The sequence below is a fragment of the Kitasatospora sp. NPDC036755 genome (genome assembly GCF_040636595.1).
GTDB lineage: Bacteria > Actinomycetota > Actinomycetes > Streptomycetales > Streptomycetaceae > Kitasatospora.
This window is the reverse complement of the sequence record NZ_JBEZUT010000099.1, coordinates 1-26,527: the sequence shown is the minus strand read 5'-3', so window position 1 is coordinate 26,527 and position 26,527 is coordinate 1. Positions and strand designations below refer to the sequence as shown.

The 26,527-nt window shown below is 74.3% G+C and carries 24 protein-coding genes; 11 read left to right on the top strand and 13 right to left on the bottom strand.

All coding sequences use genetic code 11. The annotated features are described in order from the left end of the window. Window positions 1–77: 77 nt before the first annotated feature. The 5 genes from AB0E96_RS17160 to AB0E96_RS17140 form a co-directional block, all read right to left on the bottom strand. Window positions 78–230: a hypothetical protein gene (locus AB0E96_RS17160; RefSeq protein ID WP_359824061.1), complete on the bottom strand. Its 153-nt coding sequence runs from the start codon at window positions 228–230 to the stop codon at window positions 78–80. A gap of 64 nt (window positions 231–294) precedes the next feature. Beyond that, a complete protein-coding gene (locus AB0E96_RS17155; protein WP_359824059.1) occupies window positions 295–627 on the bottom strand; it encodes a CsbD family protein in 333 nt (110 codons plus the stop codon). A gap of 139 nt (window positions 628–766) precedes the next feature. Further along, window positions 767–2,119, bottom strand: a complete 1,353-nt coding sequence (locus AB0E96_RS17150; protein ID WP_359824069.1) for an MFS transporter — start codon at window positions 2,117–2,119, stop codon at window positions 767–769. Window positions 2,120–2,284: 165 nt separating this feature from the next. Further along, window positions 2,285–2,641, bottom strand: coding sequence for a metalloregulator ArsR/SmtB family transcription factor (locus AB0E96_RS17145; protein WP_359824057.1), 357 nt, complete (start codon window positions 2,639–2,641; stop codon window positions 2,285–2,287). A gap of 122 nt (window positions 2,642–2,763) precedes the next feature. Continuing rightward, window positions 2,764–5,925 carry a SpaA isopeptide-forming pilin-related protein gene (locus AB0E96_RS17140; protein WP_359824054.1) on the bottom strand — a complete coding sequence of 1,054 codons (3,162 nt, stop codon included), beginning with the start codon at window positions 5,923–5,925 and terminating at the stop codon, window positions 2,764–2,766. Window positions 5,926–6,205: 280 nt separating this feature from the next. On the opposite strand from AB0E96_RS17140, the gene hcp reads away from it, so the two are divergent. Both hcp and AB0E96_RS17130 read left to right on the top strand, forming a co-directional pair. Beyond that, a complete protein-coding gene (gene hcp, locus AB0E96_RS17135) occupies window positions 6,206–7,876 on the top strand; it encodes a hydroxylamine reductase (RefSeq protein ID WP_359824051.1) in 1,671 nt (556 codons plus the stop codon). Next, entirely contained in the window at window positions 7,873–8,958 is a 1,086-nt protein-coding gene (locus AB0E96_RS17130) for a 2Fe-2S iron-sulfur cluster binding domain-containing protein (RefSeq protein WP_359824048.1), read from the top strand. The genes hcp and AB0E96_RS17130 overlap by 4 nt, the downstream gene beginning before the upstream one ends. Window positions 8,959–9,014: 56 nt before the next feature. Here AB0E96_RS17130 and AB0E96_RS17125 read toward each other — a convergent pair whose 3' ends face one another. Together AB0E96_RS17125 and AB0E96_RS17120 are read right to left on the bottom strand one after the other, a co-directional pair. Further along, the gene (locus AB0E96_RS17125; RefSeq protein WP_359824045.1) at window positions 9,015–10,523 is read right to left on the bottom strand and encodes a PTS transporter subunit EIIC; all 1,509 of its coding nucleotides are present in this window, start codon (window positions 10,521–10,523) and stop codon (window positions 9,015–9,017) included. Between the two features lie 31 nt (window positions 10,524–10,554). Next, window positions 10,555–11,160: a MarR family transcriptional regulator gene (locus tag AB0E96_RS17120; RefSeq protein WP_359824042.1), complete on the bottom strand. Its 606-nt coding sequence runs from the start codon at window positions 11,158–11,160 to the stop codon at window positions 10,555–10,557. A 185-nt stretch (window positions 11,161–11,345) separates the two neighbouring features. Here AB0E96_RS17120 and AB0E96_RS17115 point away from each other — a divergent pair, with 185 nt between their 5' ends. The 6 genes from AB0E96_RS17115 to AB0E96_RS17090 all read left to right on the top strand — a co-directional run bounded on the left by AB0E96_RS17115 (window position 11,346) and on the right by AB0E96_RS17090 (window position 17,317). Continuing rightward, window positions 11,346–12,545, top strand: coding sequence for a cytochrome P450 (locus AB0E96_RS17115; protein WP_359824040.1), 1,200 nt, complete (start codon window positions 11,346–11,348; stop codon window positions 12,543–12,545). 94 nt (window positions 12,546–12,639) lie between these two features. After that, window positions 12,640–12,837, top strand: a complete 198-nt coding sequence (locus AB0E96_RS17110; RefSeq protein WP_359824037.1) for a ferredoxin — start codon at window positions 12,640–12,642, stop codon at window positions 12,835–12,837. Further along, complete coding sequence (locus AB0E96_RS17105; RefSeq protein ID WP_359824034.1) at window positions 12,834–14,033, top strand: FAD-dependent oxidoreductase; 1,200 nt, start codon at window positions 12,834–12,836, stop codon at window positions 14,031–14,033. The genes AB0E96_RS17110 and AB0E96_RS17105 overlap by 4 nt, the downstream gene beginning before the upstream one ends. Before the next feature lie 142 nt (window positions 14,034–14,175). Next, window positions 14,176–14,775, top strand: a complete 600-nt coding sequence (locus AB0E96_RS17100; RefSeq protein WP_359824032.1) for a hypothetical protein — start codon at window positions 14,176–14,178, stop codon at window positions 14,773–14,775. A 266-nt stretch (window positions 14,776–15,041) separates the two neighbouring features. Beyond that, window positions 15,042–16,871: an MFS transporter gene (locus AB0E96_RS17095; protein WP_359824066.1), complete on the top strand. Its 1,830-nt coding sequence runs from the start codon at window positions 15,042–15,044 to the stop codon at window positions 16,869–16,871. Continuing rightward, complete coding sequence (locus AB0E96_RS17090) at window positions 16,868–17,317, top strand: MarR family transcriptional regulator (protein WP_359824029.1); 450 nt, start codon at window positions 16,868–16,870, stop codon at window positions 17,315–17,317. The genes AB0E96_RS17095 and AB0E96_RS17090 overlap by 4 nt, the downstream gene beginning before the upstream one ends. 89 nt (window positions 17,318–17,406) lie before the next feature. On the opposite strand, the gene AB0E96_RS17085 is transcribed toward AB0E96_RS17090, so the two are convergent. After that, on the bottom strand, window positions 17,407–18,600 hold the full coding sequence (locus AB0E96_RS17085; protein ID WP_359824026.1) for an enoyl-[acyl-carrier-protein] reductase FabV: 1,194 nt from the start codon (window positions 18,598–18,600) through the stop codon (window positions 17,407–17,409). A gap of 353 nt (window positions 18,601–18,953) precedes the next feature. Between AB0E96_RS17085 and AB0E96_RS17080 the strand changes: the two genes are divergently transcribed. Together AB0E96_RS17080 and AB0E96_RS17075 are read left to right on the top strand one after the other, a co-directional pair. Then, window positions 18,954–19,376, top strand: a complete 423-nt coding sequence (locus tag AB0E96_RS17080; protein WP_359824023.1) for an SsgA family sporulation/cell division regulator — start codon at window positions 18,954–18,956, stop codon at window positions 19,374–19,376. Between the two features lie 185 nt (window positions 19,377–19,561). Beyond that, a complete protein-coding gene (locus AB0E96_RS17075; protein WP_359824063.1) occupies window positions 19,562–21,217 on the top strand; it encodes a cytochrome bc complex cytochrome b subunit in 1,656 nt (551 codons plus the stop codon). Here AB0E96_RS17075 and AB0E96_RS17070 read toward each other — a convergent pair. The 3 genes from AB0E96_RS17070 to AB0E96_RS17060 form a co-directional block, all read right to left on the bottom strand. After that, the gene (locus tag AB0E96_RS17070) at window positions 21,183–21,578 is read right to left on the bottom strand and encodes a cytochrome c oxidase subunit 4 (RefSeq protein WP_359824020.1); all 396 of its coding nucleotides are present in this window, start codon (window positions 21,576–21,578) and stop codon (window positions 21,183–21,185) included. The two genes, AB0E96_RS17075 and AB0E96_RS17070, sit on opposite strands and share 35 nt — an antisense overlap. Continuing rightward, window positions 21,575–23,290, bottom strand: a complete 1,716-nt coding sequence (gene ctaD, locus AB0E96_RS17065; protein ID WP_359824017.1) for a cytochrome c oxidase subunit I — start codon at window positions 23,288–23,290, stop codon at window positions 21,575–21,577. Before ctaD ends, AB0E96_RS17070 begins: the two co-directional genes overlap by 4 nt. Window positions 23,291–23,470: 180 nt before the next feature. Continuing rightward, window positions 23,471–24,112 (bottom strand): L-threonylcarbamoyladenylate synthase, encoded by a 642-nt coding sequence (locus AB0E96_RS17060; protein WP_359824015.1) that lies wholly within the window; start codon window positions 24,110–24,112, stop codon window positions 23,471–23,473. Between the two features lie 228 nt (window positions 24,113–24,340). On the opposite strand from AB0E96_RS17060, the gene AB0E96_RS17055 reads away from it, so the two are divergent. After that, the gene (locus tag AB0E96_RS17055) at window positions 24,341–24,682 is read left to right on the top strand and encodes a hypothetical protein (protein ID WP_359824012.1); all 342 of its coding nucleotides are present in this window, start codon (window positions 24,341–24,343) and stop codon (window positions 24,680–24,682) included. Window positions 24,683–24,769: 87 nt separating this feature from the next. Here the strand turns inward: AB0E96_RS17055 and AB0E96_RS17050 are convergent, their stop codons facing one another. Together AB0E96_RS17050 and AB0E96_RS17045 are read right to left on the bottom strand one after the other, a co-directional pair. Further along, on the bottom strand, window positions 24,770–24,925 hold the full coding sequence (locus tag AB0E96_RS17050; RefSeq protein ID WP_359824010.1) for a DUF6131 family protein: 156 nt from the start codon (window positions 24,923–24,925) through the stop codon (window positions 24,770–24,772). A 152-nt stretch (window positions 24,926–25,077) separates the two neighbouring features. Beyond that, window positions 25,078–26,527, bottom strand: a 1,450-nt coding sequence (locus tag AB0E96_RS17045) for a threonine/serine exporter family protein (protein WP_359824007.1), incomplete at its 5' end; no start/stop codon positions are given.

Here is a 26,527-nt window from a genome sequence, read left to right as displayed (position 1 = left end):
GGGTCCCCGGGCGCGATGCCCGCGGGGCCGTCGCGGTGCGCCGCGACGGCCCTGCGGACCCGCCTCCCCCGCCCTCGTCATCGGCGCCGCCCCAGGCGGGCACCTCCGAGGACCAGGGCGACGACGAAGAGCACCGCGCCGATGACGAGCAGCCACAGCAGGCCCTTCACCAGTGCCCCGACGAAGCCGAACACCACGGCGATGAGCAGGATGAACAGGAACAGGGCCACGACGGCTCCTCCCTTCTCGGTCGTTGCGTTCGACGGACGTCGCGTTCGGCGGTCAAGGCGCCGCTCAGCCGTCGTGCTTCAAGGCGCCCTTGACGCGGTCTGCCACGGCCTGAGCGGCTCCCTTGACGCCTTCGACCGCCTGCTTGGCCTTCGCCTCGGCCCGGTCGGCCTGGCCTTCGCCCTTCAGCTCCTGGTCGCCGGTCAGGTCGCCCAGTTTCTCCTTCGCCTTCCCGACCGTCTCCTGCACCTTGTTCGAAGGCTCACCCATGGCTTCCTCGCTTCGCTTGTCCGATATGCGGATCAATCCGCCGGTTTTCGACGTTTGCCCGCCCCTGCGCTTCCCATGCGCCGATTCGGGGGCGATCTTCGGAAGCCGCGACCAGGCGGCTCCGGTCACGGCGGGTGCACGGGAGACCGGGGCCCGGCCGGACGGCCACGGGCGCGCCGACCCGTTCCGGCCCCACCCGCCCACGGCGGACGCCTCCGTACCGCACCGTCCGAACGCCGGACGCACCGCCGTCGGGCACCGCCCCCCCTCACGCGGCGGCATCGGCCCGTCGCCCCGAACGGCCGGCCCGAGGGGTACCGGCGGTCCGGCCGGACGGCCGACCCGCCCCGGGCACCCGGCGCCAGGCGCGGGCGGCCAGGACGCCGGAGCCCAGGGCGACGGCGCCGAGTGCGGCGGAGGCCGCGGTGAGACCCAGGGCGGCGCCGAGCCAGCCGGCCAGGGGGTAGGTGAGCAGCCAGCAGCCGTGGGAGAGGGAGAACTGGGCCGCGAAGACCGCCGGAAGGTCCTCCCTGGCCACCGAGTCGCGCAGCACCCGGCCGGTGGGGGTGAGGATCAGCGAGCCGACCGCGCCGAAGGCGGCCCAGACGGCGAGCAGCGCGGGCCAGCGCCAGCCGGCCGGCCCGGCGGCGGTGAGCGCGGCGAGCAGGGCGAGGAGTCCGACGATGCCGAAGGCCGCCGGGAGCATGACGGCCCGGTCCGGCACCCGTTCCAGCACCCGGGGCAGCAGCAGCGCCACGGCCATCGACCCGGCTCCGTAGGCACCGAGCGCGATCGGGACGTCGGTGGCGGCGCGGCCGAGCTGGTCGCGGACGTAGACGACGGTGTTGACGATCACCATGGCGCCGGCGGCGGCCGCCGCGAGGTCCAGGGCGAGCATCGCCCGCAGCCGGGGCACCGCGAGGAACAGCCGGGTGCCCCGGGCGGACCTGGCGAGGACTCCCCCGGCCGCCCCCGCCCCCTCGGTCCCCGCCCCCTCGGTCCGCGCCCCTTCGGCCCCCGCCCGCTCGGCCCCGGCCCGGTCGCGGGGGAACGGCTTGGGCAGGACGGCGGAGAGCACCAGTGCGGCGGAGCCGAGGAACCCGGCGGCGGTGCCCCAGAACAGCCAGTTGTAGCTGATCAGCGCCAACAGGGCCGCGGCGAGCACCGGGCTGACCAGGCTCTCGGTGTCATAGGCGAGCCGGGACAGCGACAGGGCCCGGGTGTACTCGCGCTCCTCGGGCAGCACCTCGGGGATCACCGACTGGAAGGCCGGGGTGAAGGCGGCCGAGGCGGACTGCAGGACGAAGATCAGCGCGTAGACCTGCCACACCTCGGTGACGAAGGGCAGGGTGAGGGCCACCGCGGCCCGGACGAGGTCGGAGGCGGCCATCAGCCTCCGGCGCGGGATGCGGTGGGCCAGCGCTCCGACCACCGGGGCGATGCCGACGTACGCCAGCATCTTGATCGCCAGGGCGGTGCCGAGCACCGATCCGGCTCCCGCTCCGGCGAGGTCGTACGCGAGGAGGCCCAGCGCCACCGTGGCGAGGCCGGTGCCCACCAGGGCGACGATCTGGGCGGCGAACAGGTGCAGATAGGTGCGGTTGCGCAGCACGGACAGCATGACGGGACCCCGCTCGGACTGGGCGCGGCAGGACGACACGACCAGGATAAGTCAACATGTGCGCGCATGTGCACATGTTGACTCGAAAAGGACCCGCACCCCGGAGGGTACGGGCCGGAACTCGTCGGAACGGGCCGTCCGGCGACTCCTCGGGGGCGGGGCCGCTCAGTCGTGCGGCGGGAGCTCGCCGATCTGGTGGTCGGCGGCACTCAGCGCCTCGTCGACCAGCCTGCGCAGATGGCCGTGGCGCAGCGCGTACACGACGCGCCGGCCGTCCTTGCGGGCCGTGACCAGGCCCGCCAGCCGGAGCTTGGAGAGGTGCTGGCTGACCGAGGTCCGGGGGGCTCCGGTCGCCTCGGTGAGCGTGGTCACGTCGGCCTCACCGGCGCTCAACCGCTGGAGCAGGGCCAGCCGGGTGCGGTCCGCGAGCAGCGCCAGGATGCCGGCCGCGGCCTCCAGCCGCTCGTCGTCCCGTTGCTCCTGCGCAGGGTGTGCACCTGATATCCGAAGGCTGCCGCTCATGGCGACATCGTAGGGCCCCGGGCCCGACCTGCCGAAGCGCGGCCGCACCGGCCCCGGCACGACCGGGCCGGAGGAGCCGCCGTGGACTCCTCCGGCCCGGTCGTCACACCGTGGCTGTCACCTCACGCGTTCAGGCCCCAGAGGTAGCCGGGTACGGGGGTGTAGCGGCCGTACGGGCGCCAGTCGTCGCCCGGCGGGCAGGGGGTGGGCGGGCACGGCGGCGGCGGGCACTCCTGGCTGTCCTCGACCGTGATCGCCACGCACGGGCAGTCCTCGGTCAGCTCGACCGTGGTCACCGCGGATTGCGGCAGCTGGTAGCCGACGGGTGCGGAGACCTCCTGCCAGTAGTACGTCCCCAACGGCAGGTTGTCGGCGGAACAGACACCCGTCGCCGGGGTCACGCACGGCGCGCCGACGGCGGTGTCCGGGTTCGCCCCGGTCGTCTGCAGCCCCGGCACGCCGTTGGTCTCGTGCCACAGCTGGAACGTCGCACCCGCCAGCGGCTTTCCGGTGTCGGCGTCGACCTTGGTGACGGAGGTGGAGCCATTCGGAGCGGCCGTCTTCACGTCCTTGACGGTCACCTGGACGTTCGGCCGGGCGGCGTCCAGCACTACGGTCGTCACCCCCGGCTGCGGCAGGTCATACCCGGGAGGCGCCTGGGTCTCCTGCCAGTAGTACGTCCCCAGCGGCAGGTTGTCGGCGGAACAGACACCCGTCGCCGGCGTCACACAGGGCGAGCCCACGGCGGTGTCCGGGTTCGCCCCGGTCGTCTGCAGCCCCGGCACCCCGTTGCTCTCGTGCCACAGCTGGAAGACCCCGCCCGCCAGCGGCTGCCCCGTGACGGAGTCGACCTTGGTGACGGTGGTGGAGCCGGTCGGAGCGGTCGTCTTCGCGTCCCTGACGGTGACCTGGATGTTCTGCCCGTCGGTGTCGAGCACCACGGTCTCCACCGCCGGCTGCGGCAGGTCGTACCCGGGCGGGGCGGCCGTCTCCTGCCAGTAGTACGTCCCCAGCGGCAGGCCGTCCGCGACGCAGGCGCCCGACGCGGGGGTGACGCAGGCGGAGCCGACGGCGGTGTCGGGGTTGGCCCCGGTCGTCTGCAGCCCCGCGACGCCGTTGCTCTCGCGCCACAGCTGGAACGTCGCACCCGCCAGCGGCTGCCCGGTGACGGAGTCGACCTTGGTGACGGTGGTGGCTCCGGTGGGAGCGGTGGTCCGGGCGTCGGTCACGGTGACCGCGACGTTCTGCCCGTTGGTGTCCAACAGTACGGTGGTGACGTTGAGTTCGGGCAGGTCGTACCCGGGCGGGGCGGCCGTCTCCTGCCAGTAGTAGGTGCCCAGCGGCAGGCCGGTCGCGGAGCAGACACCCGACGCCGGGGTCACGCACGGCGACCCGACGGCGGTGTCCGGGTTCGCCCCCGTCGTCTGCAACCCGGCGACCCCGTTGCTCTCACGCCACAGCTGGAACGTCGCACCGGCCAGCGGCTGCGAGGTGGCGGAGTCGGTCTTCGTCACACTGGTCGACCCGGTCGGGGCGGCGGTCTCGGTGTCGGCGACGGTGACCGGGGCGTCCTGCCCGTTGGTGTTCAGCACGACGGTGGTGACGTTGAGTTCGGGCAGGTCGTACCCGGGCGGGGCGGCCGTCTCCTGCCAGTAGTAGGTGCCCAGCGGCAGGCCGGTCGCGGAGCAGACACCCGACGCCGGGGTCACGCACGGCGACCCGACGGCGGTGTCCGGGTTCGCCCCGGTCGTCTGCAACCCGGCGACCCCGTTGCTCTCACGCCACAGCTGGAACGTCGCACCGGCCAGCGGCTGCGAGGTGGCGGAGTCGGTCTTCGTCACGCTGGTCGACCCGGTCTCGACGACCGGGCTCCGGGCGTCCCCGACGGTGACCGGGACGTTCTGCCCGTCGGTGTCGAGCACCACCGTCGTCACGGCGGGCTGCGGGAGGTCGTAGCCGGGTGGGGCCTGGGTCTCCTCCCAGTAGTAGGTGCCCAGCGGGAGGTCGGCGGCGGAGCAGAGGCCGTTCCTCGCGGTGGTGCAGGGGGCGCCCACCTTGGTGTCCGGGGTGGTCCCGGTGGTCTGCAGGCCCGCCACGCCGTTGGTCTCGCGCCACAGCTGGAAGACCGCGCCCGCCAGGGTCTGGCCGGTGGCGGAGTCGGTCTTCGTCACGCTGGTGGAGCCGGTGGGGGCCGGCGGGTTGCCGCAGTCCGGGAGGTCGCCGTTGAAGGGGTAGGCGTGGAACTCGGTGCCGGTCGTGCCGCCACCGGAGTTGTGCAGCAGCGAGCCGGTGGTGAAGAACCGTCCGTTCAGGCCGGGCAGGCCCATGGTGGCGGTGCTGGCCGGGTTGCCGACCAGTACGCTGCCCTGGAACTGGCCCGATCCCACGAGGCTGACGGTGGTCGCGGTGGGGAAGTTCCACAGCAGCCGCTCGCGCAACTGGTTCCACGGGTCGGTGTCGGCGAGGCTGCCGCTGTACGTGTTGATGGTGCGGGCGGCGCCGGTGAGGTTGACGAGCACGGTCGCGTTGGCGGGGATCCCGGCGAAGACGATGCCCTGGGTGGAGCCGCCGCGCCCGACGAGGTCGAAGTCGACGTTGAAGACCTGGAGGGCGGAGGTGCCGTCGCCGGTGAACAGGGTCTGGTACCCCTGGTTGACGGCGGTTCCGGTGGCGGGCCGGGGTGTGCCGACGCCGGCGTAGCAGGTGCTCGCGGTCTGCAGTTCGCCGCGCAGCGGTGTGTAGGCGGCCACGGCCTGCGGGTCCTGGATCTTCGTGCCGGTGATGGTGCCGGTGGCCGTGCCCGCGTAGCGGACGACGCCGCCTTCGGCGAGGAGGTTCTGCCCGGGGGCCACGGTGACGTTGCCGCCGGCGGTGAGGAAGTCGGCCCCGTCCGGCGGCGGCACGCGGGAGCCGACGCCGACGATGCCGATGTTGTACACGGAGCTGACTCCGGCGGCCTTGCTCATGTCGAAGTTGCCGAGGGTCACGACGTGCCCCTCGGCCTCCGCGGCCGATTCCCGGACGCTGAAGTCTCCGCCGACGAAGATGTTCACGCCGGCGTCGCGGCCGGCGAAGGGGCCGTTGTTGACCGGTGGGAACGTGGCCGGACAGTCCGCGCCCAGGCAGGGCCCGAGGCCGCCCGGGAGGCCGGCCGCCTGGGCGGCCGTCGGTGCGACGAGCGACATGCCGAAGGGGACGAGCGTCAGGGCCAGGGCGGTGCCCACCGCCCTGCCGAATCGGCGTCTCCAGGTGAGGGTCGTCACCGGATCCTGACTGGGCTTCACCGCAGTCCTTTCATCATATGAATGTAAGAGGGGCCCTCGGAGTGTGCTCAACCGGGACCCCGCGCAGCGGTGACGCGCCGACGGTTTCCTCCGTCCGCCGCACCAGGTGCACCCGATCGGAGGCACCGGCCTCGGCGGCGGCCGTCCGGCAGGGTCTCCCGGCCCCTGATTGGGGCCCTCCGGCCCTGACGCGCCGTCAGTGGAGGCCCCCATCCTGGACGCGTCGGGGCCCGTCCCGCCGTCTCGCCCGAACGACACCACGAGTCCCCGGAGGACCCGCATGTTCTGCTTCCAGTGCGAACAGACCGACCGCACCGGCGCCACCCCCGGCTGCGCCGGTCCGCTCGGCAACTGCGGCAAGGATTCCCCCACTTCGGACCTCCAGGACCTGCTGATCCACGCGGTCAAGGGCATCTCCCAGTACGCCGCGAAGGCCCGCGCCCTCGGCGACCCGGACGACGAGGCCACCGCCTTCGTCCTCTACGCGGTCTTCACCACGCTCACCAACGTCAACTTCAACCCCACCCGCTTCGCCGCCCTGATCCAGCTGGCCGTCGGCGTCCGCAACCGGGCCCGGGACCGGTACGAGCGGGCCGCGCGCGCCGCCGGACAGGAACCGGAGACCCTCACCGGACCGGCCGCCTGGACCCCGGGGGCGGACCCGGCCGCGCTGGTGGGCCAGGCTCCCGGCGTCCGGGTGGACATCGGGCTCCCCCTGGTCGGGCCGGAGGTGGTCGGGCTCCGCTCGCTGCACCTCTACGCGCTCAAGGGCATCTGCGCCTACGCCCACCACGCCGACGTGCTCGGCCGCCGCAGCGCCGAGGTCCTCGGCGGCGTCGAGGAGGCCCTCGCCTACCTGGCCGGCGAGCCGACCGACCCCGCCGAGCTGCTGGAGCGCGCCGTCGGCCTCGGGCGGCTGAACCTCGCGGCCATCGAACTGCTCGACGCCGCCAACACCGGCACCTACGGCCCCCAGCAGCCCACCGCCGTCCGCACCACCCCCGTCGCCGGGAAGGCCATCCTGGTCAGCGGCCACGACCTGCGGGACCTGGAGGCCGTCCTGGTGCAGACCCGGGACCAGGGCATCAACGTCTACACCCACGGCGAGATGCTGCCCGCGCACGCCTACCCGCTGCTCAAGGCCCACCCGCACCTGGCCGGCAACTACGGCGGCGCCTGGCAGGACCAGCAGCAGGAGTTCGCCGCCTTCCCCGGCCCGATCCTGATGACCTCCAACTGCGTCATCGAACCGCACGTCAGCTACCGCCGCCGGATCTTCACCGCCGGACCGGTCGGCTGGCCCGGGGTCCGGCACCTCGCCGACCACGACTTCCGCCCGCTGATCCAGGCCGCCCACGCCCTGCCGGGGTTCCCGGAGACCGCGGCCGAGGAGGAGGCCGTCACCGTCGGCTTCGGCCGGGACGCCGTGCTCGCCGTCGCCGACCAGATCGTCCACGCGGTCCGGCAGGGCGACATCCGGCACTTCTTCCTGATCGGCGGCTGCGACGGCCCCACCCCCGGACGCGACTACTTCACCGACTTCGCGCTCGGCGCGCCCCGGGACACCGTGGTGCTCACCCTCGGCTGCGCCAAGTACCGCTTCAACCGGCACGACTTCGGCGAGATCGCGGGCCTGCCCCGGCTGCTCGACCTCGGCCAGTGCAACGACACCTACTCCGCCATCCGGATCGCCACCGCGCTCGCCGACGCCTTCGCGTGCGAGGTCGACGACCTGCCGCTCACCCTGGCACTGTCCTGGACCGAGCAGAAGGCCGTCGCGGTGCTGCTCACCCTGCTCGCGCTGGGCATCCGCACCATCCACCTCGGCCCCTCGCTGCCCGGCTTCCTGACCCCGGCCCTGGTGGACGAGCTGGTCAGGCGGTTCGACTTGCGGGTGATCGGCGACCCGGCGGCCGACCTGGCCGCCGCCCTCGAACGGCCGGCACCGTGAGCACGGACGGCACCGTGAGCACGGCCGGCACCGTGAGCACGGCCGGCCCGGGGGAGGCCGCCGGCACCCACCCGGTCGCCCTCACCACCAGGGACGGCGGCCGGCTGGAGTTCGACTGCGCCCCCGGCCGCAGCGTCCTGGAGGCCGCGGCGCGGGCCGGCGCCACCCTGCCGGCTTCCTGCCGCCGGGGCACCTGCGGCTCCTGCCACGCCACGGTCACCGACGGCCCGTACGACCTGGGCCCGCACAGCGAGCAGGCCCTCCCGCCGGGCGACCGCGAACGCGGCGAGGTCCTGCTCTGCCGCACCTTTCCGTGCGGGCCGCTGACGGCCGCACTGCCGTACGAGCGGTCCCGCATCCTGTACGGCGACATCCCGGCCCGCGAGGCCGTCGTCACGGCGGTGGACCGGGTCACCTCGGACACCGTGCGGCTGGAGCTGAGCCTCGACGACCCGGACTGCCAGTTCGACCCGGGCCGGTTCATGGAGCTCCAGGCCCCGGGCAGCGAGGTGAGGCGCGCCTACTCCCTCGCCAACACCGGCAACTGGGAGGGCCGGCTGGAGTTCTACGTCCGGCTGCGGGAGGGCGGGCACTTCTCCTCGTACCTCGCCGACCGGGCCCGCCCGGGCGACCGGCTCACCGCGCACGGCCCGCAGGGCGCCTTCGGCCTGCACGAGACCGGCCTGCGGCCGCGCTGGTTCGTGGCCGGCGGCACCGGCCTGGCCCCGCTGCTGGCGATGGTCCGCCGGATGGCCGAGTGGCAGGACCCGCAGCCGGCCCGGCTGTTCCTCGGTGTCAACGAGCCGCAGGACGTCTTCGGGCGCGAGGAACTCGACGCCATGGCAGTCGAGTTGCCCGGCTTCCGGTACGAGGTCTGCGTCCGGAAGCCGGGCCCCGGCTGGTCCGGGCCGACCGGCACCCCGGCGGACCTGCTGGCCGCCGCCCTGCCCGAACTCGGCGGCACCGCACCGGACCTGTACGTCTGCGGACCGCCGCCCCTGGTGGACGCGGTGCTGCACACCGCCGCCCTGCACGGGGTGCCGCCCGAGCAGGTGCACCGGGAGCGCTTCCTGGCCACCTGACCGGCATGCCCCCGGCCCCTGCGGCCGCCGCCGAGCACGTCGGCGGCGGCCCGCCGCTACCGCGAACTGCCCTCCGGGGCCTGCGCGTTGTACTCGGCGAGGGTCTCCCGAGTGAAGCCGAAGAACCAGGTGGCCAGGAAGCCCGCGACGTACCCGGTCAGCAACCCGCCGCCGTACACGGCCGCACTCGCGAGCAGCCCGTGCGGGCCGGCCAGCAGTGGGAAGAGCGCCCAGCCGGAGGGGCCGATCGCGGTGGAGCCCACCGCGTCGCCGAGCTGGCCGGCCACCCCGACGAAGGCGCCGCCGGCCGCGCCGCCGACGCAGGCGGTCACGAACGGGCGCCCCAGCGGCAGGGTGACGCCGTAGACCAGGGGCTCGCCCACGCCGAGCAGGCCGGCCGGGAGGGCGGACCTGATGGTGGCCCGGATCGAGGCGTTGTGGCGCAGCCGAAGGTAGACGGCCACCGCGCAACCGACCTGCCCCGCACCGGCCATGGCGAGGATCGGCAGCAGGACGGTGGAGCCCTGCTGCTGGATCAGGGTGGTGTGGATCGGGATCAGCGCCTGGTGCAGGCCGAGCATCACCAGCGGCAGGAAGAGGCCGCCGAGCACCAGCCCGGCGAGCAGGCCGCCGTGGGCGAGCAGCCAGGTGGCGGCGTGGCCGATGCCGGTGGAGACCTCCCCCGCGAGGAACATCAGGCCGTACAGCGCGGCCAGCCCGCCGAGCAGGACGGTGACCGTGGGGGTGACCAGGACGTCCAGGGCGGCGGGCACCAGCCTGCGCGTCCAGCGCTCCAGGTGGACGGCCAGCAGGGCGGCGCCGAGTGCGCCGACCACGCTGCCCTGCCCGGGGGTGAGGTGGTGGCCGAAGGCCTCCACCTTGGCGACCCCGGCGTAGACGACGACGCCGGCCACCGCCCCGCCGAGCACCGGGGTGCCGCCGAACTCCTTCGCCGTGTTGTAGCCGACGAAGACGGCGATCAGGGACATGAACCCGGAGGAGACCGGGCCCAGGGCGGTGACCAGCGCCGGCGCCCAGCCGAGGTTGGCGAGGGCCCCGGCGAGGCCGGCGACGATCCCGCAGCCGATCAGGGCGGGGATCAGCGGGACGAAGATGTTCGCGATCCGGCGCAGCGCCAGTTTCACCGGGGTCGCGTTGCGCGCCCGGGCCCGCGCCCGAAGGCCTTCGCCACGCCCGGCGAGGTCCTCGGCGGTGGGGGCGGCGCCCGGTCCGGCCCGTCCGCCCGCTCCCTTCACGCCGTCCGGTTCCGCTCCGTCCGCCCGTTCCCCGCCGTCCGCTCGGGCCGGTTCGGCCTCCAGGAGGCGGCGCAGCTGCGCGGTGACCCCGGCGACGGCGGCGGGGCCGAGCACGATCTGGTAGGTGTCGTCCTCGACCGTGCCCAGGACCGCCGGCAGCGCCCGGAGCGCCTCGGTGTCCACCGGGGAGCGGTCCGCCAGGCCCAGCCGCAGCCGGGTCATGCAGTGGGCGACCGAGCGGATGTTGGCGGCGCCACCGACGAGCGGCAGGATCGCCTCGGCCACGGAGCGGTTCTTCTCGTCCGACATGCCGGGGGACGTACCCGGCCGCTCCCCCGGCTCAACCGCCGCTGTGCGCCGCGGTCCTGAGCCGGGCCACCGTCCGCGGGGCGGCGCCGGGGCCGTCCGCCCGGTCCGGGAGCGGGTCGTCCTCGGCTCCCGTGCCGCGCACCCGGTGCACGTAGCGGTCGATCAGGTGGCGCAGCACGGTGACGGTGGTGACGACGTCCGGTTCGGGGACGCCGTCCAGGGCGCCGGCGAGTCCGGCGATGTTGGCCTGTTTCAGGCGGTCCAGCAGTTCCCGCCCGTCGGGGGTGATGGCCACCTGGCGGGCCCTGCGGTCCTGGGCGTCCAGGCTGCGTTCCACCAGTTGCTGGCCCTGGAGGCGGTCGATCTGGCGGGTGACGTGCGAGGGTTTGACCATCAGGCGGTCGGCCAGGTCGCTCACCCGGCTGGCTCCCGCGCACTCGGCGAGCGCGCGCAGCAGGTAGACGTCCGAGCGGGCGGCGGTGATGCCGGCCCGGGCGGTGCGGCGCTCGTGCTCCTGCGAGCGCGTCAGCAGGTAGGCCAGCGTGGCGAGTACGTCCTCCAGGCCGTCCAGCCCGTCCGTGCCCTCCGGCGCGGGGGCGGTGGTCCGGTCGTCTCCGGCGTCTTCTTCGTCCGACATGGAGGAACTGTAGCGATCCGGTTCGAACGGCGGCCGGTGCGGAGAGTCACAGCCTGGTTTCGGACAGATTCGACGGACGTCCGGCACGCCCTTTCGCCACCACGGAACGCGAGTTAGCGTGACGTTCAGTTAGTTGCTTTGGGCACGTAAATACGCCCGGCCTCCATCGAGAAGGGGATTCACCGATGGCCACCGCCGAGAAGACCCCGCGGTTCTCCCACCCCGCCGCCCGCGGCACCTGCCCGTTCGACCCGCCGCCCGCCTACGACCAGGCCCGGCAGGAGGAGCCCGTCAGCCGCGTCACCCTGTGGGACGGCTCCACGAGCTGGATGGTCACCCGCCACGAGGACATCAAGGCCGTCCTCTCCGACGGCCGGTTCAGCTCCGACTCCACCCGGCCCGGCTTCCCGTTCATCAGCGCGGGCGCCCGCCAGCTGAACAACGGCCGGCCGACCATCATCCGGATGGACGCCCCCGAGCACACCCACTTCCGCCGGATGCTGACCGGCGAGTTCATGATCAAGAAGGTCCAGGCGCTGCGCCCCGAGGTCCAGCGGATCGCCGACGACCTGCTCGACCGGATGACCGACGGACGCTCCGAGGCCGACCTGGTCCGCGAGTTCGCCCTGCCGCTGCCGTCCCTGGTCATCTGCCTGCTGCTCGGCGTCCCCTACCAGGACCACGACTTCTTCCAGGAGTGCAGCCGCGTCCTGCTGCGCCGCGACTCCACCGCCGAGGCCGTCGCCGACGCCCAGGCACAACTCGTCGACTACCTGGTCCGGCTCACCGAGAGCAAGCGCACCCGGCCCGACGACGGCATCCTCAGCCGCCTCGTGGAACGCGGCGAGCTGAGCACCGAGGAGATCGGCGGGATGGGCCGGCTGCTGCTGATCGCCGGACACGAGACCACCGCGAACATGACCGCGCTCTCCGTGCTCGCCCTGCTGCGCAACCCCGACCAGCTCCACCACCTGCGCGAGCACCCCGAAGCCGTGCCCGGCGCGGTCGAGGAGCTGCTGCGCTACCTGACCATCGTGCACTCCGGCCTGACCCGGGTCGCCACCGAGCCCGTCGAGCTGGGCGGCGCGCGGATCGAGCCGGGCGACGGCGTCATCTGCATGGTCAACACCGCCAACCGGGACGAGAAGGAGTTCCCGGACGGCGACGAACTCGACCTCACCCGCGACGCCCGCCGCCACCTGGCCTTCGGCTTCGGCATCCACCAGTGCCTCGGACAGCCGCTCGCCCGGCTGGAGTTGCAGATCGCGCTGGCCACCATCCTGCGCAGACTGCCCGAACTGCGCCTGGCCGTACCGTTCGAGGAGGTCCGCTTCCGCGGCGAGATGCTCATCTACGGCGTCCACGAGCTGCCGATCTCCTGGTGACCTGCCCCCAGGAGCCCCCCACACACCAACCCACCGACTCTGCACCGTCGTTCGAAGCAGATCGAACCGTCAGAGATGTTCCGAAGGGAAGACCATGCTCGTCCGGATCGACCAGGACAAGTGCTGCGGCGCGGGTCACTGCGTGCTCGCCGCCCCCGACGTCTTCGACCAGCGCGAGGAGGACGGCATCGTCGTCCTGCTCGACGCCGAACCGCCCGCCGAACTCCACCAGGCCGTCCGGGACGCCGCCGCGGTCTGCCCCGCCACGGCCATCCACCTGGACCAGGGGTGACCGCGCTGCAGGACGTGGTCGTGGTCGGCGCCGGCGCGGCCGGACTGCACGCCGCCGAGGCGCTGCGCCGCGCCGGCTACGACGGCCGCCTCACCCTGATCGGGGCCGAGCCGGAGGCGCCGTACGACCGGCCGCCGCTGTCCAAGCACCTGCTCGGCGGGGAGTGGCAGCCCGACCGCCTGGCCCTGCGCGGCCCCGAGGCGCTGGAGGAGCTCCGGCTCGACCTGCGCCTCGGGGTCCGGGCCGAGCGGCTGGACCGCCGGGAGCGGGCGGTCCGGCTCTCCGACGGCCGGCGGGTGCGCGGCGACGCCGTCGTCGTGGCCACCGGGGTCCGTCCGCGCCGGCTCCCCGGCGCCGACGCCCCGCTGCCCGGCGCGCACGTCCTGCGCACCCTCGCCGACGCCCTCGCCCTGCGCGAGGAACTGCGCTCCGGCGTACGGCTGTTGGTGGTCGGCGGCGGACTGCTCGGCGCCGAGGCGGCGGCCACCGCCGTCGGGCTCGGCGCCGAGGTGACCTGGCTGACCTCCACCGCCACGCCGCTGGCCGCCGTCCTGGGCACCGAGACGGCCGCGCTGCTGGCCGGCCTGCACCGCGAGCACGGGGTGCGCCTGCACCGGGGCACCGCCACCGCGCTGCTGGACCACAACGGCCGGGCCGCCGGCGTACGGCTGGACGACGGCACCGACCTGGCGGCCGACGCCGTGCTGATGGCCGTCGGATGCGAGCCGGCCACCGAGTGGCTGGCCGGCAGCGGCGTCCCGCTGGACGACGGCGTGGTATGCGACGCCTACTGCTCGGCCGGCCCCGGCGTCTGGGCCGCCGGGGACGCCGCCTCCTGGCCCGACCCGCGCACCGGCCGCCACCGGCGCGTCGAACAGCGCACCAACGCCACCGAGCAGGCCGTACAGGCGGCCCGGAACCTGCTGGCCGGCCCGGACGGCGTCCGGCAGGCCTACCAGCCGGTCCCGTACCTGTGGACCGACCAGTACGGGCTGCGGGTCCAGGCCTTCGGCCGGCCCGGCGGCGCCGAGCGCTTCGAGGTGGTCGACGGCAGCTTGGAGGAACGCGGCTACGCCGCCGTCTGCGTGCGCGACGGCGTGGTCACCGGCGCGGTGGGGATCGCCGCCGCCCGGGCGCTGCGCGGGCTGCGCGCCCACGTGGCGGCGCACGACCCGTGGCCGCTCGAACCGGCCTGAGGCGCCTGCTCCGAGGACCGTCCCCGCCCGCCGCCGCGCCCGCCAACCGGGCGAGGCGGCGGGCGGCGCGGCATGGTGCGCGGGCCTCGGGACGGCGGCGCCCGGAGACTGGTGGCCCGCAGCCGGCCAGGGGAGAACACACATGGACGACCGCAGCCGCCGAACCGCCCCGGTGCCCGCGGCCCCCGCCCCGGGCCCGGGGGTGGGCGGCCGGGCCGGAGTCCTGGGCACCGCGCTGGCCGCCGTACTCGCCTTCTCCCTCTCCACCGGCTCGTGGCAGTGGTTCTCCGGCTACATCGGGCTGACCCTCCTCGCGGTGGTCCTCTCCTCCACCCACCCGCCGACCCGGGCGGCGGACGCCGGGGCCGGCTTCCTCCGGAGCCTCGCCGCCTACGCCATGGTCATCGGCCTCGCCGTCGCCCTCACCCTGGCCCCCGCGATGCAGCGCTGGCCCTGGCTCTTCCCGATGCCGCACACCCGCGACGAGTGCCCCCACCTGGGCGACTACGCGCGGTGGCAGGCCCGGGCCGCCCTCGGCGACCAGGCCGGCCACGACGGCCCCGCACTCGCCGCCGCCCAGGCCCAGCAGGCCGGACGCGCGGTCGCCGACTGCCTGGCCGCCACCACGACGCTCTGGCTGCCGGTCTACGCCCTGGGCGCCGCCCTGCTGACCGCGGCCGCCGTCCTGCTGACGGACCGGACCCGCACCCGGCGGCAGCCGTCCGCGGCCGCCGAGAACTGACGGGCCGCGCCCGCCCGGCCACGGCGCGCTCCCGCGCACGCCGCGCCGCTCCCCCGAGCCCCGGCAGCGCCCTGGCACCGGAACACCCCTCGGACTATCGTTAGTTGGCGGAAGCTATCGAAATCCCACTCCGACCCGACGGCCCCGGGGCCAGGCCGGGTCCGGGCCAGGCCAGGGCGGGCCGAAGGGGCCGGCAGGAGGCAGCGGTGGCGACAGGACTCTCCGGCGGCGGCAGGACCGGGCGGCCGCGCCCGGCCCGTACCGGCGTGGAGCCGGACCACCCCCGGTACAAGTGGGTGGCACTGTCCAACACCACGCTCGGCACCCTGATCGCCACCATCAACGCGTCGATCGTGCTGATCTCGCTGCCCGCGATCTTCAACGGCATCGGCCTGGACCCGCTCCGCCCGGGCAACGTCAGCTACCTGCTGTGGATGCTGATGGGCTACATGCTGGTCACCGCCGTCCTGGTGGTCACCCTCGGCCGGCTCGGCGACATCCACGGCCGGGTGCGGATCTACAACGCCGGCTTCCTGATCTTCACCCTCACCTCGGTGGCGCTCTCCCTCGATCCGCTGCACGGCGGGCCGGGGGCGCTGTGGCTGATCGGCTGGCGGGTCGTACAGGCGGTCGGCGGCTCGATGCTGATGGCCAACTCGGCGGCGATCATCACCGACGCCTTCCCGGCCCACCGGCGCGGCACGGCGCTCGGCGTCAACATCGTCGCGGGCATCGCCGGTTCCTTCATCGGCCTGGTCCTCGGCGGGCTGCTGGCCGAGTGGAACTGGCGCTCGATCTTCTGGGTCAACGTGCCGATCGGCCTGCTCGGCACCGTCTGGGCCTACCGGTCGCTGCGCGACACCGGGGTGCGCAAGCCGGCCCGGATCGACTGGTGGGGCAACGTCACCTTCGCCGTCGGCCTGACCGCCCTGCTCGCCGCGATCACCTACGGCATCCAGCCGTACGGCGGCCACACCATGGGCTGGACCAGCCCCTGGGTGCTGGCCGGGCTGTTCGGCGGGGTGGCGCTGCTCGCCGTCTTCTGCCTGGTCGAGTCCCGGACCGCCGAGCCGATGTTCCCGCTCTCGCTCTTCCGCGACCCGGTCTTCGCCGGTGGCAACGCCGCCACCCTGCTCGGCTCGATCGCCCGCGGCGGGCTGCAGTTCATGCTGATCATCTGGCTCCAGGGGATCTGGCTCCCGCTGCACGGCTACGACTACGCCGACACCCCCCTGTGGGCCGGCATCTACCTCGTCCCGCTGACCGTCGGATTCCTGGCCGCCGGGCCGGTCGCCGGCTACCTCTCGGACCGCGCCGGGGCCCGGCTCTTCGCCGCCGGCGGCCTGGTGGTGATGGCGCTCTCCTTCGCCGGGCTGCTCCTGCTGCCCACCGACTTCGGCTACCCGTGGTTCGCCGTGCTGGTCTTCCTCAACGGCCTGGGCGGCGGCCTGTTCGCCGCCCCCAACACCTCGCTGATCATGTCCAGCGTGCCGGCCGCCGCCCGCGGAGCCGCCTCCGGCATGCGGGCCACCTTCCAGAACGCCGGCATGGTGCTGTCGATCGGGGTCTTCTTCTCCCTGATGGTGGCCGGCCTGGCCGGCTCGCTGCCGCACACCCTCACCGCGGGACTGACCGCCCAGGGCGTGCCCGCCGACGACGCCCACGCCGTCGCCTCGCTGCCGCCGGTGGGCACCCTGTTCGCGGCCTTCCTCGGCTACAACCCGATCCAGCAGCTCCTGGGCCCGCACGTGCTCGGCCGACTGCCACCGGACAACGCCCGCACGCTGACCGGCCGGGAGTTCTTCCCCCAGTTGATCTCGGGGCCCTTCCACGACGGGCTGGTGGTGGTGTTCTGGCTGGCCATCGCGATGTCGCTGGTGGCCGCGGCCGCCTCGCTGGTCCGCGAACGGCCCGCCGCCGCACCCACCGCGACGCCGGCCCCGCCCGCCGCACCCGTCACCGGAACCACGGACGGCGGCGGAACGACGGACGGCGGCGGAACGCCGACCACCCGGACGACGCCCGCCGGAGCGACGGCCGCGACCGAGCGGCGGCCGACCACCGCCACCCCGCCGACGAAGGAGCACGGGCCGTGACCGCGGACGGCATCGGGCTGTCCGCCGAGTCCGTGGTCCGGCTCCGCCTGGCGATCGGCCGGCTCAACCGCCAACTGGTCCGCGCCTCCGGCGACCAGGACCTCACCGCGGCCCAGCTCTCCGCCCTGGCCCGGGTGGAGCAGCACGGGCCGCTGCGCCTCGGCGAACTCGCCGCCCGCGAGGGGGTGGCGGTGCCCTCCATGGTCCGCACCGTCGCCCCGCTGGTCGCCGACGGTCTGGTCGCCAAGACTCCCGACCCCGAGGACGGACGCTCCCAGCTGCTCGCCCCCACCCCGCTCGGGCACGACACCCTCTCCCGGATCCGCCGCGAGCGCACCGCCCTGCTGGCCCGCCGCAGCGCCCGGCTCACCCCCGCCCAGTGCCGGGACCTGGAGGCGGCCCTCCCCCTCCTGGAACTGCTCCTGGAGGAACCCGACACCCCCTGACCCCACCCGGGAAGGGCCCGCGCGCCCGGAAGCGCCCCCGGCCGGGCCCCGCCGGAGCGTGTCCGGTCCGCCGCGGTCGGGCCTTCGGGTCAGGCGGGCCAGGGCGTCGAGGTCTCGACACCGGTGGTGTAGTCGACCCCGGGCACGTCCCAGCCGTACAGCTGCCGGAACTGGCCGTAGAACCAGGCGGAGCCGGCCGGGTCGGCGGCCAGCGCGGCCGCCGGGTCGGCCCACAGCTCCCGTACCCGGTCCTGCACGGCGGGGTCGAGCTCCCAGCCGTCCAGGCGGATGCGGCCCTGCTCGTCCAGGGTGAGCTCCTTCGCGCCGGTCAGCTGCTCCCACAGGTCCACGGCCTGGTCGTCGGTCGTGCGCCAGCCCTCCTCGCCGAGGACGGTGCGCAGCAGCGAGGTGTAGAGGGCGATGGAGGGGATGGCGGTGGACGCCTGGGTGACGGCCGCGCCGGCGACGACGGTGAACGCCCGGCCGCGGTCGGCGAGCAGCCCGGTCCGCAGCCGGTGGGCGGTGGCCTCCAGGTGCTCCTTGGCCGCGCCGATCGTGCCCTGCCGGTAGACCGGCGCGGTGATCTCGGAGCCGACGTAGGACAGCGCCACGGTGGTGAAGCCGGGGGCGAGCAGGTCCGCGTCGGCCAGCGCCCGCACCCACAGCTGCCAGTCCTCGCCGCCCATCACCTTGACGGTCGCCGCCTGCTCGGCCTCGTCGGCCGGGGTGAGGTCGACGGTGCCGATCCGCGGGGTGCCGTCCTCGAAGAGCAGCGACGGCGAGGTGTAGGGGGCGCCGATCGGCTTGATCACCGAGTGGTGGACCTCGCCGGTGGCCGGGTCGGTGCGCCGGGGCGAGGCGAGCGAGTAGACGAGGTGGTCGACGGGGCCGTAGCGCTCGGCGAGGAGCTCGAGGACCTCGGCGCGGGTGGCGTCCGCGTAGGCGTCGGCGTTGACGAAGGTGATGTCGCCGCCGTCCTGTTCGACCAGGGCGGCGGTCGTGGCGGTGCGGTACCAGCCGGCGGTGGCGGTGCGGCGCTCGGTGGCGGCGGCCTCGTAGGCGACGCCGACGCCCCGGATGCCCTGGCGGCGCAGCCCGGCGAGCAGCAGGGCCTGGCCGTAGCCGGCGCTGGCGCCGAGGACCAGGACGACGGGGGCCCGGCCGACCGGGGCCGCGGGCTCGATGCGCCGCCACTGGCGGTCGACGGTGGCGGCGCTGCCGGCCGGGTGGGAGTTGACGATCAGGTAGCCCCGCTGCTTGGGGGTGATCTGCTGGATGCTCACGCGGTGGCGCCCTCTCCGATCCGGAGATCGTGATCATGGTGTCGGTCGTCCGGAGCCTATCCGCGCCGAAGGGCACCACCGTTGCCACGCCGCCACGGAAGTCGCGGCCCGCGCTTGTCGGAGGTCGTCATTGCGGAAGGGTCCCGCTTCGGCTATCCGGTGGGGTGCCCCGCCCGCCCGCGGGTGTCGGCGGCCGCCGGGCGGCTCGCCGGCGCCGGGCCGAACAGCCTTACCGCATCGGAGAGTTGTGGAGATTCGGTGCCCGTCGACTGCATACCGGGACACCGGGTAGGCGCCGGACAGGGACACCGGCCCGCCCGGGACCGGCCCCACGGCCACAGGAGGGTCGTTCGATGCAGATGCCCGTCCACCCGATGCCCGTCACCTTCCCCGACAGCCCGATGCCCGACGTCCCCGTCGTCGCGGAGCTGCGGTTCGACCCCGAGCTGCCCTACGCTGCTTGCCTGGCGTTCCCGCTGACGCCCTGCACCTGCGTACCGGCCGAGCCCCAGGTGTGCTGGTACTTCAGCCGCGAGCTGCTGAACGAGGGACGGCACGCCCCGGCCGGGAGCGGCGACGTCCGGGTGAGCCCCGGGCCCGAGGGCGAGGTCCTGATCACCCTGCGCGGGCCCGACGGCGCGCAGGCCGTGCTGAGCGCGCCGGACGGGGAGGTCGCGGCGTTCCTGTCGGACTCCTTCCTGCTGGTGCCCGCCGGCGCGGAGTCCGAGCACCTCGACGTGGACACCGCGCTCGCCCTGCTGCTCGCGGAGGACTGAACCGCCGACGACCGGCCCGCGCCCCACGGCGGCCACGCCCGTTCCGCCGTTGGAGTGCTCCGTCCCCGCCCGCCGTGGCAGGCACGGCGCTCGACCGCCCCGCGCGCCGCGCGGCCCACTAGGTTCCTGCCGTGGACGAAACCAGGGCTTCGAACGGGCGCGAGCCGTCCGCCGGCGAGCGCGTCGTGACCCGCCTGGACGGGCGGCTGCCGCTCACCGAGGCGGGCCGGGAGCTGCTGCGCAAGGTCTTCCCGGACCACTGGTCCTTCCTGCTCGGCGAACTCGCGCTGTACAGCTTCGTGGTGCTGCTGGTGACCGGCGTCTACCTGACGTTCTTCTTCCGCCCGAGCATGAACGAGGTCCTCTACCAGGGCGCCTACCTCCCGCTGAGCGGCGTCCGGGTGTCCGAGGCGTACGCGTCGACCCTGCGGATCAGCTTCGAGGTGCGGGGCGGGCTGATGGTCCGCCAGATCCACCACTGGTCGGCGCTGCTGTTCGCCTCGGCGATCGGGGTGCACCTGCTGCGGGTGTTCTTCACCGGGGCGTTCCGCCGCCCGCGCGAGCTCAACTGGGTGATCGGGGTGACACTCTTCAACCTGGCGCTGCTGGAGGGGTTCTCCGGCTACTCGCTGCCCGACGACACCCTCTCCGGCACCGGCCTGCGGATCGCCGAGGGCGTGCTGCTCTCGGTGCCGCTGGTCGGCAGCTACCTCACCCTGTTCGCCTTCGGCGGCCAGTTCCCCGGGCAGGACGTCATCCCCCGGCTGTTCACCGTGCACGTCCTGCTGGTTCCCGGCCTGCTGCTGGCCCTGGTCGGGGCGCACCTGACGCTGGTGGTGGTGCTGAAGCACACCCACTGGGCCGCGCCCGGCCGCACCAACCGCAACGTGGTGGGGATGCCCTTCTTCCCCCAGTTCCTGACCCGCACCGTGGGCCTGACGTTCACGGTCGGCGGCGTGATGGCGCTCTCCGCCTTCCTCGCCGAGGTCAACCCGATCTGGCGGTACGGGTCCTACCGCCCCGACGTCGTGGGGACGGGCGCCCAGCCGGACTGGTACATCGGCTTCATCGAGGGGGCGCTGCGGCTGATGCCGGCCGCGGAGACCAGGGTGCTCGGGCACACCGTGTCCTGGAACGTGTTCCTGCCCGCCCTGGTGGTGCCCGGCCTGCTGTTCGCCGCGCTGTACGCCTACCCCTTCGTCGAACGGTGGCTCGACCCCGGCACCGGCGAGCACCACCTGTGCGACCGGCCGCGCAACCGGCCGACCCGCACCGCGCTGGGCGTCGCCGGGATCACCTTCTACGCGGTGCTGCTGATCGCGGGCGGCAACGACGTGATCGCGTACGCCTTCGAACTCTCCGTCAACGCGCTCACGGTGGCGCTGCGGACGGCCGTGATCGTGCTGCCGCCGGCGGCCTTCCTGCTCACCCGGTGGCTCTGCCTGGCCCTGCAGGCCCGGGACCGCGCCCGGCTGCTGGACGGCGACGAGACCGGCCGGATCGACCAGTCGCTCGACGGCGGCTTCTCCGGCCACCGCCGCCCGGTGCCGGAGGCCGAGCGGTACGTGCTGCTGGCGCGCGCCGCGACGGAGCCGGTCACCGCACCGCCGGGGGCGCCCCGGCACCGGCGGGCGCGCGCCGCGGCGAGTTCCTGGTTCCACCGCGACCTGGTCGAACTGCCTTCCACCGAGCGGGAGTCGGAGCGGATGACGGCCGTCCTCACCGCTCCGGCCCACCCCGCCGCCCCGGCCGGCCGGGAGGCCGCGCCCGCCCCGGGCGGTCCGCTGCGGCGGCTGCTGCGCCGGCTCAGCCCGCTCCGTGGTCGCGGTACTGGAAGATGAAGCCGGCGACGGCGAGCGCGAGCACCAGGGCGCCGACCACGATCAGCCACCGGGCGAACACCAGCCCCAGTGCGAAGACCGTCACGCCGACCGCCGCGAGGACCGGGTAGCCGCTGCGGGCCGGGAAGAACCCCACCGGGCCGGCGGCCTCCGCGATCTCGGCCTCCCCGCGGTCCTGCGCCCGGCCGCCGCCCAGCCGCTGGTGCTGGACGAACCAGAACAGCGCGACCAGTCCGGACATCAGGAACGCCACCGTCAGGATCGCCTTGCCGGCCGGCTCCCGGGCCCAGAAGCCGTAGACCAGCCCGGTCACCGCGAAGAACGCCGTCATCACGGCGAACAGCCACCCCTCCGCCTTCACCGCCCGCTCCCCCGCTCGCCGGTACGGCCCTGGGGCACGCCGGCGCCGCCGCCCGACGCCTCCTCCGGCGGTACCTCCGGGTGGTGCAGGTCGAAGGCCGGCGACTCGGAGCGGATCCGGGGCAGCGCAAGGAAGTTGTGTGCCGGCGGCGGGCTGGAGGTGGCCCACTCCAGCGACCGGCCCCAGCCCCACGGGTCGTCCTCGGTGACCTTCCGGCCGTACCTGGTGGTCCGCCAGACGTTGTAGAAGAACGGCAGGTTGGAGACCCCGAGCAGGAACGAGCCGATCGAGGCGCACACGTTCAGGGCGGTGAAGTGGTCCACCGCCAGGTAGCTCGCGTAGCGGCGCGGCATCCCCTGGGCACCCAGCCAGTGCATCACCAGGAAGGTCGTCTGGAACCCGACGAACAGGATCCAGAAGTGCGCCTTCCCGAGCCGCTCGTCGAGCATCTTCCCGGTGAGCTTCGGCCACCAGAAGTAGAAGCCGCCGAAGGTGGCGAAGACGACCGTGCCGAACAGCACGTAGTGCAGGTGGGCCACCACGAAGTAGCTGTCGGTCACGTGGAAGTCGATCGGCGGCGCGGCCAGCAGCACCCCGCTCAGCCCGCCGAACAGGAAGGTCACCATGAAGCCGATCGACCAGAGCATCGGCGTCTCGAACGACAGCGAGCCGTTCCACATCGTCCCGACCCAGTTGAAGAACTTCACCCCGGTGGGCACCGCGATCAGGAAGGACATCATCGAGAAGAACGGCAGCAGCACCTGGCCGGTGGCGAACATGTGGTGCGCCCACACCGACATGGACAGCGCGGTGATGGAGACCGTCGCGCCGATCATCCCGTAGTAGCCGAACAGCGGTTTGCGGCTGAACACCGGGATGATCTCGCTGACGATGCCGAAGAACGGGATCGCGACGATGTAGACCTCCGGGTGGCCGAAGAACCAGAACAGGTGCTGCCACAGCAGCGCCCCGCCGTTCGCCGCGTCGAAGGCGTGCGCGCCGAACTTGCGGTCCGCCTCCAGGCAGAGCAGCGCGGCGGTCAGCACCGGGAAGGCCAGCAGCACCATGACCGAGGTGAACAGCACGTTCCAGGTGAAGACCGGCATCCGGAACAGTGTCATGCCGGGCGCCCGCAGGCAGGTGACGGTGGTGATGAAGTTGACCGAGCCCAGGATGGTGCCGAGGCCGGCCACCACCAGGCCGAGCGCCCACAGGTCCCCGCCGGCCCCGGGCGAGAACACCGGGCCGTTCAGCGGCGCGTACGCGAACCAGCCGAACGCGGCCGCGCCCCCGGTGGTGAGGAAGCCGGCCAGCACCATCAGCCCGCCCAGCAGGAAGGCCCAGTAGGTGAAGGCGTTCAGCCGGGGGAAGGCGACGTCCGGTGCGCCGATCTGCAGCGGCATGATCGCGTTGGCGAACCCGGCGAAGGTCGGGGTGGCGAACAGCAGCAGCATGATCGTGCCGTGCATGGTGAACAGCTGGTTGTACCGCTCGTTCGACAGCAGCCCGGTGTCCGGGCCCATCAGCTGGGCCCGCATCAGCAGCGCGAGCACGCCCCCGACCAGGAAGAAGCCGAAGGCCGTCGCCAGGTACAGGTTCCCGATGACCTTGTGGTCCGTGGTGAACAGCCAGCGCAGCAGGGCACTGCCCTGCCGGACCCGCGCCCGGGTGCGGTCCTGCGCCCGGGGCGGCGCGGTGGACGACGCGCTCATGGAACCTCCGCAACGGAGCCGGTGACGCCCCCCGGTCGCGGCGCCGACCCCCTCCCCGGCCCGGCGGAGGGCCCGCCCTCGCACGCCATCGCCGACCCTAGCGGCGGCGGCCCGGACGGCCGGGGCGCCACGCGGTGCGTTCGACCGGGTGGCGCCGCGGCGGTCCGGGGGCGTCCCGGCTCAGCGCTCCAGCAGGTCCGGGACCACCTCGCGCAGACGGTCGGCACCGATCGCGCCGGCCCGCAGCAGGACCGGCACCTCGCCGGTGACGTCCACGATCGAGGAGGGCACGGCGGCCGCGGTCGGGCCGCCGTCGAGGTAGACGGCCACCGAGTCGCCGAGCATGCCCTGGGCGGCGTCGCAGTCCTGCGGCGAGTCGTGACCGGTCAGGTTGGCGCTGGAGACGGCCATCGGGCCGGTGGCGTCGAGCAGTTCGATGGCGACCGGGTGCGCGGGCATCCGCACCGCCACCGTCCCGTTGGTCTCGCCGAGGTCCAGCTCGACCGACTCCAGGTGGCGGGCGACGACGGTCAGCCCGCCCGGCCAGAACTCCTTGACCAGGTCCCGGGCGCGCTCCGTCACCTCGACCAGCCCGTCCAGCGCCTCCGGGGAGCCGACCAGCACCGGCGAGGGCATGTTCCGCCCCCGGCCCTTGGCGCGCAGCAGGCACTCGACGGCCTCCGGCGCGAAGGCGTCCGCGCCCACGCCGTACACGGTGTCCGTGGGCAGGACGACGAGCTCACCGCGGCGCACGGCGGCCACGGCCTCGCGCAGCCCGGCTGCGCGCTCGGACGGGTCAGAGCAGTCAAAACGACGAGTCATCAGGGGTCTCCACCGGCGGGCCGCCGGCCCGCCCCGTTCCTCCGGCCCGGCCACCTCTCCGGCCGGACACGACGTGGTCAGCCTACCCTTCCCCGGTCGGCGGCCCGGCCCCGGTGACCGCCGGGGGGGCTCCGCCGTCTCGGCCGCCCGGGTGGCGCGGGAGAGCGGCGCCGCACCGGGCCGTCCTCCCCGGGGGCGGGCGGTGCCGGGCGGACGTAGGTTGCGGACATGACCAGTGACGATACGGTCCCGCCCGTGGGAGTGCGCCCGGTGGACGAGGTGTTCGCCGCGATCGACAAGGTCAACCGGCGCCCGCGGCCCTGGAGCGGTTTCGAGCACGGCGTGCTCGGCGCCTACCGGTGGGCCGCCGGCGCCCAGGTCGCGGCCCCGGTGACCGCCGCCGCCACGGCCGGTGCCGTCGGCCCGTGCCGCGCCCAGCTGCTGGCCGAGTGCCAGGCCGCCGCCGTCCACCTCCGCCTGGTCCGCGCCCAGGGCTCGGACCACAGCTATGTGCTCGGCGTCCACCGGGCACTGGCCTGGCTCTGCGGACTGCACGAGGACCGGCCCTGAGCCGGGTCGGTCCGCAGCCGCGCCGGCCCGTCGCGTCGCGTCGAACGGCCGGCGCCCCGCGCTGAACGGGGGTCAGACAGGTCGGTATCAGTAGTAGTGACGGCGGCCGCCCACGGCGTGCCCCAGCATTCCGGCGGCCCACAGGACCAGACCGATGACGAGCAGCACGATGCCGATGGTCCACAGGATCGAGATCCCGGTGACGAAGCCGATGACGAGCAGGATGACGCCGAGGAGTATCACGGAGGCCTCCCAGGTCGAGAGGTGACTGTCGGCGGGGGCGGCCTCGCCGGTACCGGACGGGCCCGTCCCCGGGGAGCGGCCTTGCCGGCCCGCTCCGCTCCCCACGCGTCTACCGCGGCACGACCCTCGCAAACCGGTCGGCCGCTCCCCCGTCACCGGCGGTGGCGACCGCCCCGGCGGCGCGGCGGCGCGGCGACCCGGGGCACCGGCAGGAAGAGCCGGGCCAGCTCGCGGCCCAGGTTGACGCCGATGGCGAGGGCCATCGCCATGGCGCCGGCCCGCCCGATGCCGCTCAGCCCGACCTCGGGCTCGCCCCGGACGAAGGCGAGCATCCCGAAGTACAGCACCGAGCCCGGCAGCAGCGGCCCCAGCGCGGCGGTGATGTGCGGCAGCGCCGAGCTGCCCCGGCAGCGCGCCATGAGCTGGCCGGACAGGCCCACCAGCCCGGCCGCCAGGCCGGTGGCCAGGATCGGCTCGCCGCCCGCGTTCACCAGCACCCCGTACGTGGACCAGCCGGCCGCGCTGTTCAGCAGGACCGCCGGCAGCGTGGCCGGCTCGGTGTTCAGCAGGACCGCGAACGCCAGGGTGAGCAGCACCGCGGCGGCGAGTTGCAGCGGCGGGTTGACCGCCCCGGGCGGGCCGTTCTGGGCGGCGAGGTCGGCGCCGTTGTTGACGCCGACGTAGAGCACCGTCATCACCCCGATCACCACGCCGGCCATCAGGTACAGCGCTTCGAGCAGCCGGGCGGCGGCGGTGAGGTAGAAGCCCGTCAGACCGTCCTGGGCCGCCGCCACCATGGGCCACCCCGGCAGCACCGCGTACAGCCCGCCGGTGATCACCACCGAGCCCCGCAGGTGCAGCCCGTTGAACGACAGCAGGATGCCGATCACGGCGGCGGGCACCGCGGCCGCCACGAACTGGTAGAAGGCCGGGAAGTCGTGGCGCGCCACCAGCGCCGAGAACCGCTCGCCCATCAGCGCGGCGACCACGGCGCTGGTGAACACCAGCCAGGCCCGGGCGTCGGCCCGGCCGCCGATCAGCAGCGTGGCGGCCCCGGCCATCCCCGCGCAGGAGAGCACGAACAGCCGGCCGGAGTAGCGGCGGCTGTGCCGGCGGGCTGCCACCAGGCGGCCGTGCGCCTCCGGGACGGCCATCCCGCCCACGGTGATCTCGGTGACCAGCCGGAACACGGCGGCCAGCCGCGCGTAGTCGACGGCCGGGCGGCGGACCGAGCACTCGGCCGACAGCGAGGGTTCGGACGGGCCAGGCTGGTAGGAGATCGCCACCCGGGTGAAGGTGACCTGCGGGTCGCAGGGGTGGAGCCGGTAGGCGTGGACGACGGCGAGCATCGCGGCCTCGACGTCCTCCGCCGCCTCGCCGCTGGCCAGCAGCAGCTCGCCGACGAGCAGCGCGAGGTCCAGCACCCGCGCCGGCTCGACGCCCGTCGGGGGCTCCGCGCCGGCCCCCTCCGGCGCCGGCCGCCGGTCGGCCGTCGGGGTGCGCAGCACCTCGGCGGCCTTGATGTCCTTGACGAGCTTCTCCTGCGCCTCGGCCTCGGCCTGGATCACGACGGCCTTGCGGACGCGCTCGGCCTCCTCGGTG

Coding starts and splice junctions, on each gene's coding strand:
- AB0E96_RS17100 (WP_359824032.1), top strand. CDS start 14,176: ATGGACGACCGCAGCCGCCGAACCGCCCCGGTGCCCGCGGCCCCCGCC.
- AB0E96_RS17055 (WP_359824012.1), top strand. CDS start 24,341: ATGACCAGTGACGATACGGTCCCGCCCGTGGGAGTGCGCCCGGTGGAC.
- AB0E96_RS17080 (WP_359824023.1), top strand. CDS start 18,954: ATGCAGATGCCCGTCCACCCGATGCCCGTCACCTTCCCCGACAGCCCG.
- AB0E96_RS17060 (WP_359824015.1), bottom strand. CDS start 24,112: ATGACTCGTCGTTTTGACTGCTCTGACCCGTCCGAGCGCGCAGCCGGG.
- AB0E96_RS17120 (WP_359824042.1), bottom strand. CDS start 11,160: ATGTCGGACGAAGAAGACGCCGGAGACGACCGGACCACCGCCCCCGCG.
- AB0E96_RS17115 (WP_359824040.1), top strand. CDS start 11,346: ATGGCCACCGCCGAGAAGACCCCGCGGTTCTCCCACCCCGCCGCCCGC.
- AB0E96_RS17150 (WP_359824069.1), bottom strand. CDS start 2,119: ATGCTGTCCGTGCTGCGCAACCGCACCTATCTGCACCTGTTCGCCGCC.
- AB0E96_RS17125 (WP_359824045.1), bottom strand. CDS start 10,523: ATGTCGGACGAGAAGAACCGCTCCGTGGCCGAGGCGATCCTGCCGCTC.
- AB0E96_RS17145 (WP_359824057.1), bottom strand. CDS start 2,641: ATGAGCGGCAGCCTTCGGATATCAGGTGCACACCCTGCGCAGGAGCAA.
- hcp (WP_359824051.1), top strand. CDS start 6,206: ATGTTCTGCTTCCAGTGCGAACAGACCGACCGCACCGGCGCCACCCCC.
- ctaD (WP_359824017.1), bottom strand. CDS start 23,290: ATGAGCGCGTCGTCCACCGCGCCGCCCCGGGCGCAGGACCGCACCCGG.
- AB0E96_RS17110 (WP_359824037.1), top strand. CDS start 12,640: ATGCTCGTCCGGATCGACCAGGACAAGTGCTGCGGCGCGGGTCACTGC.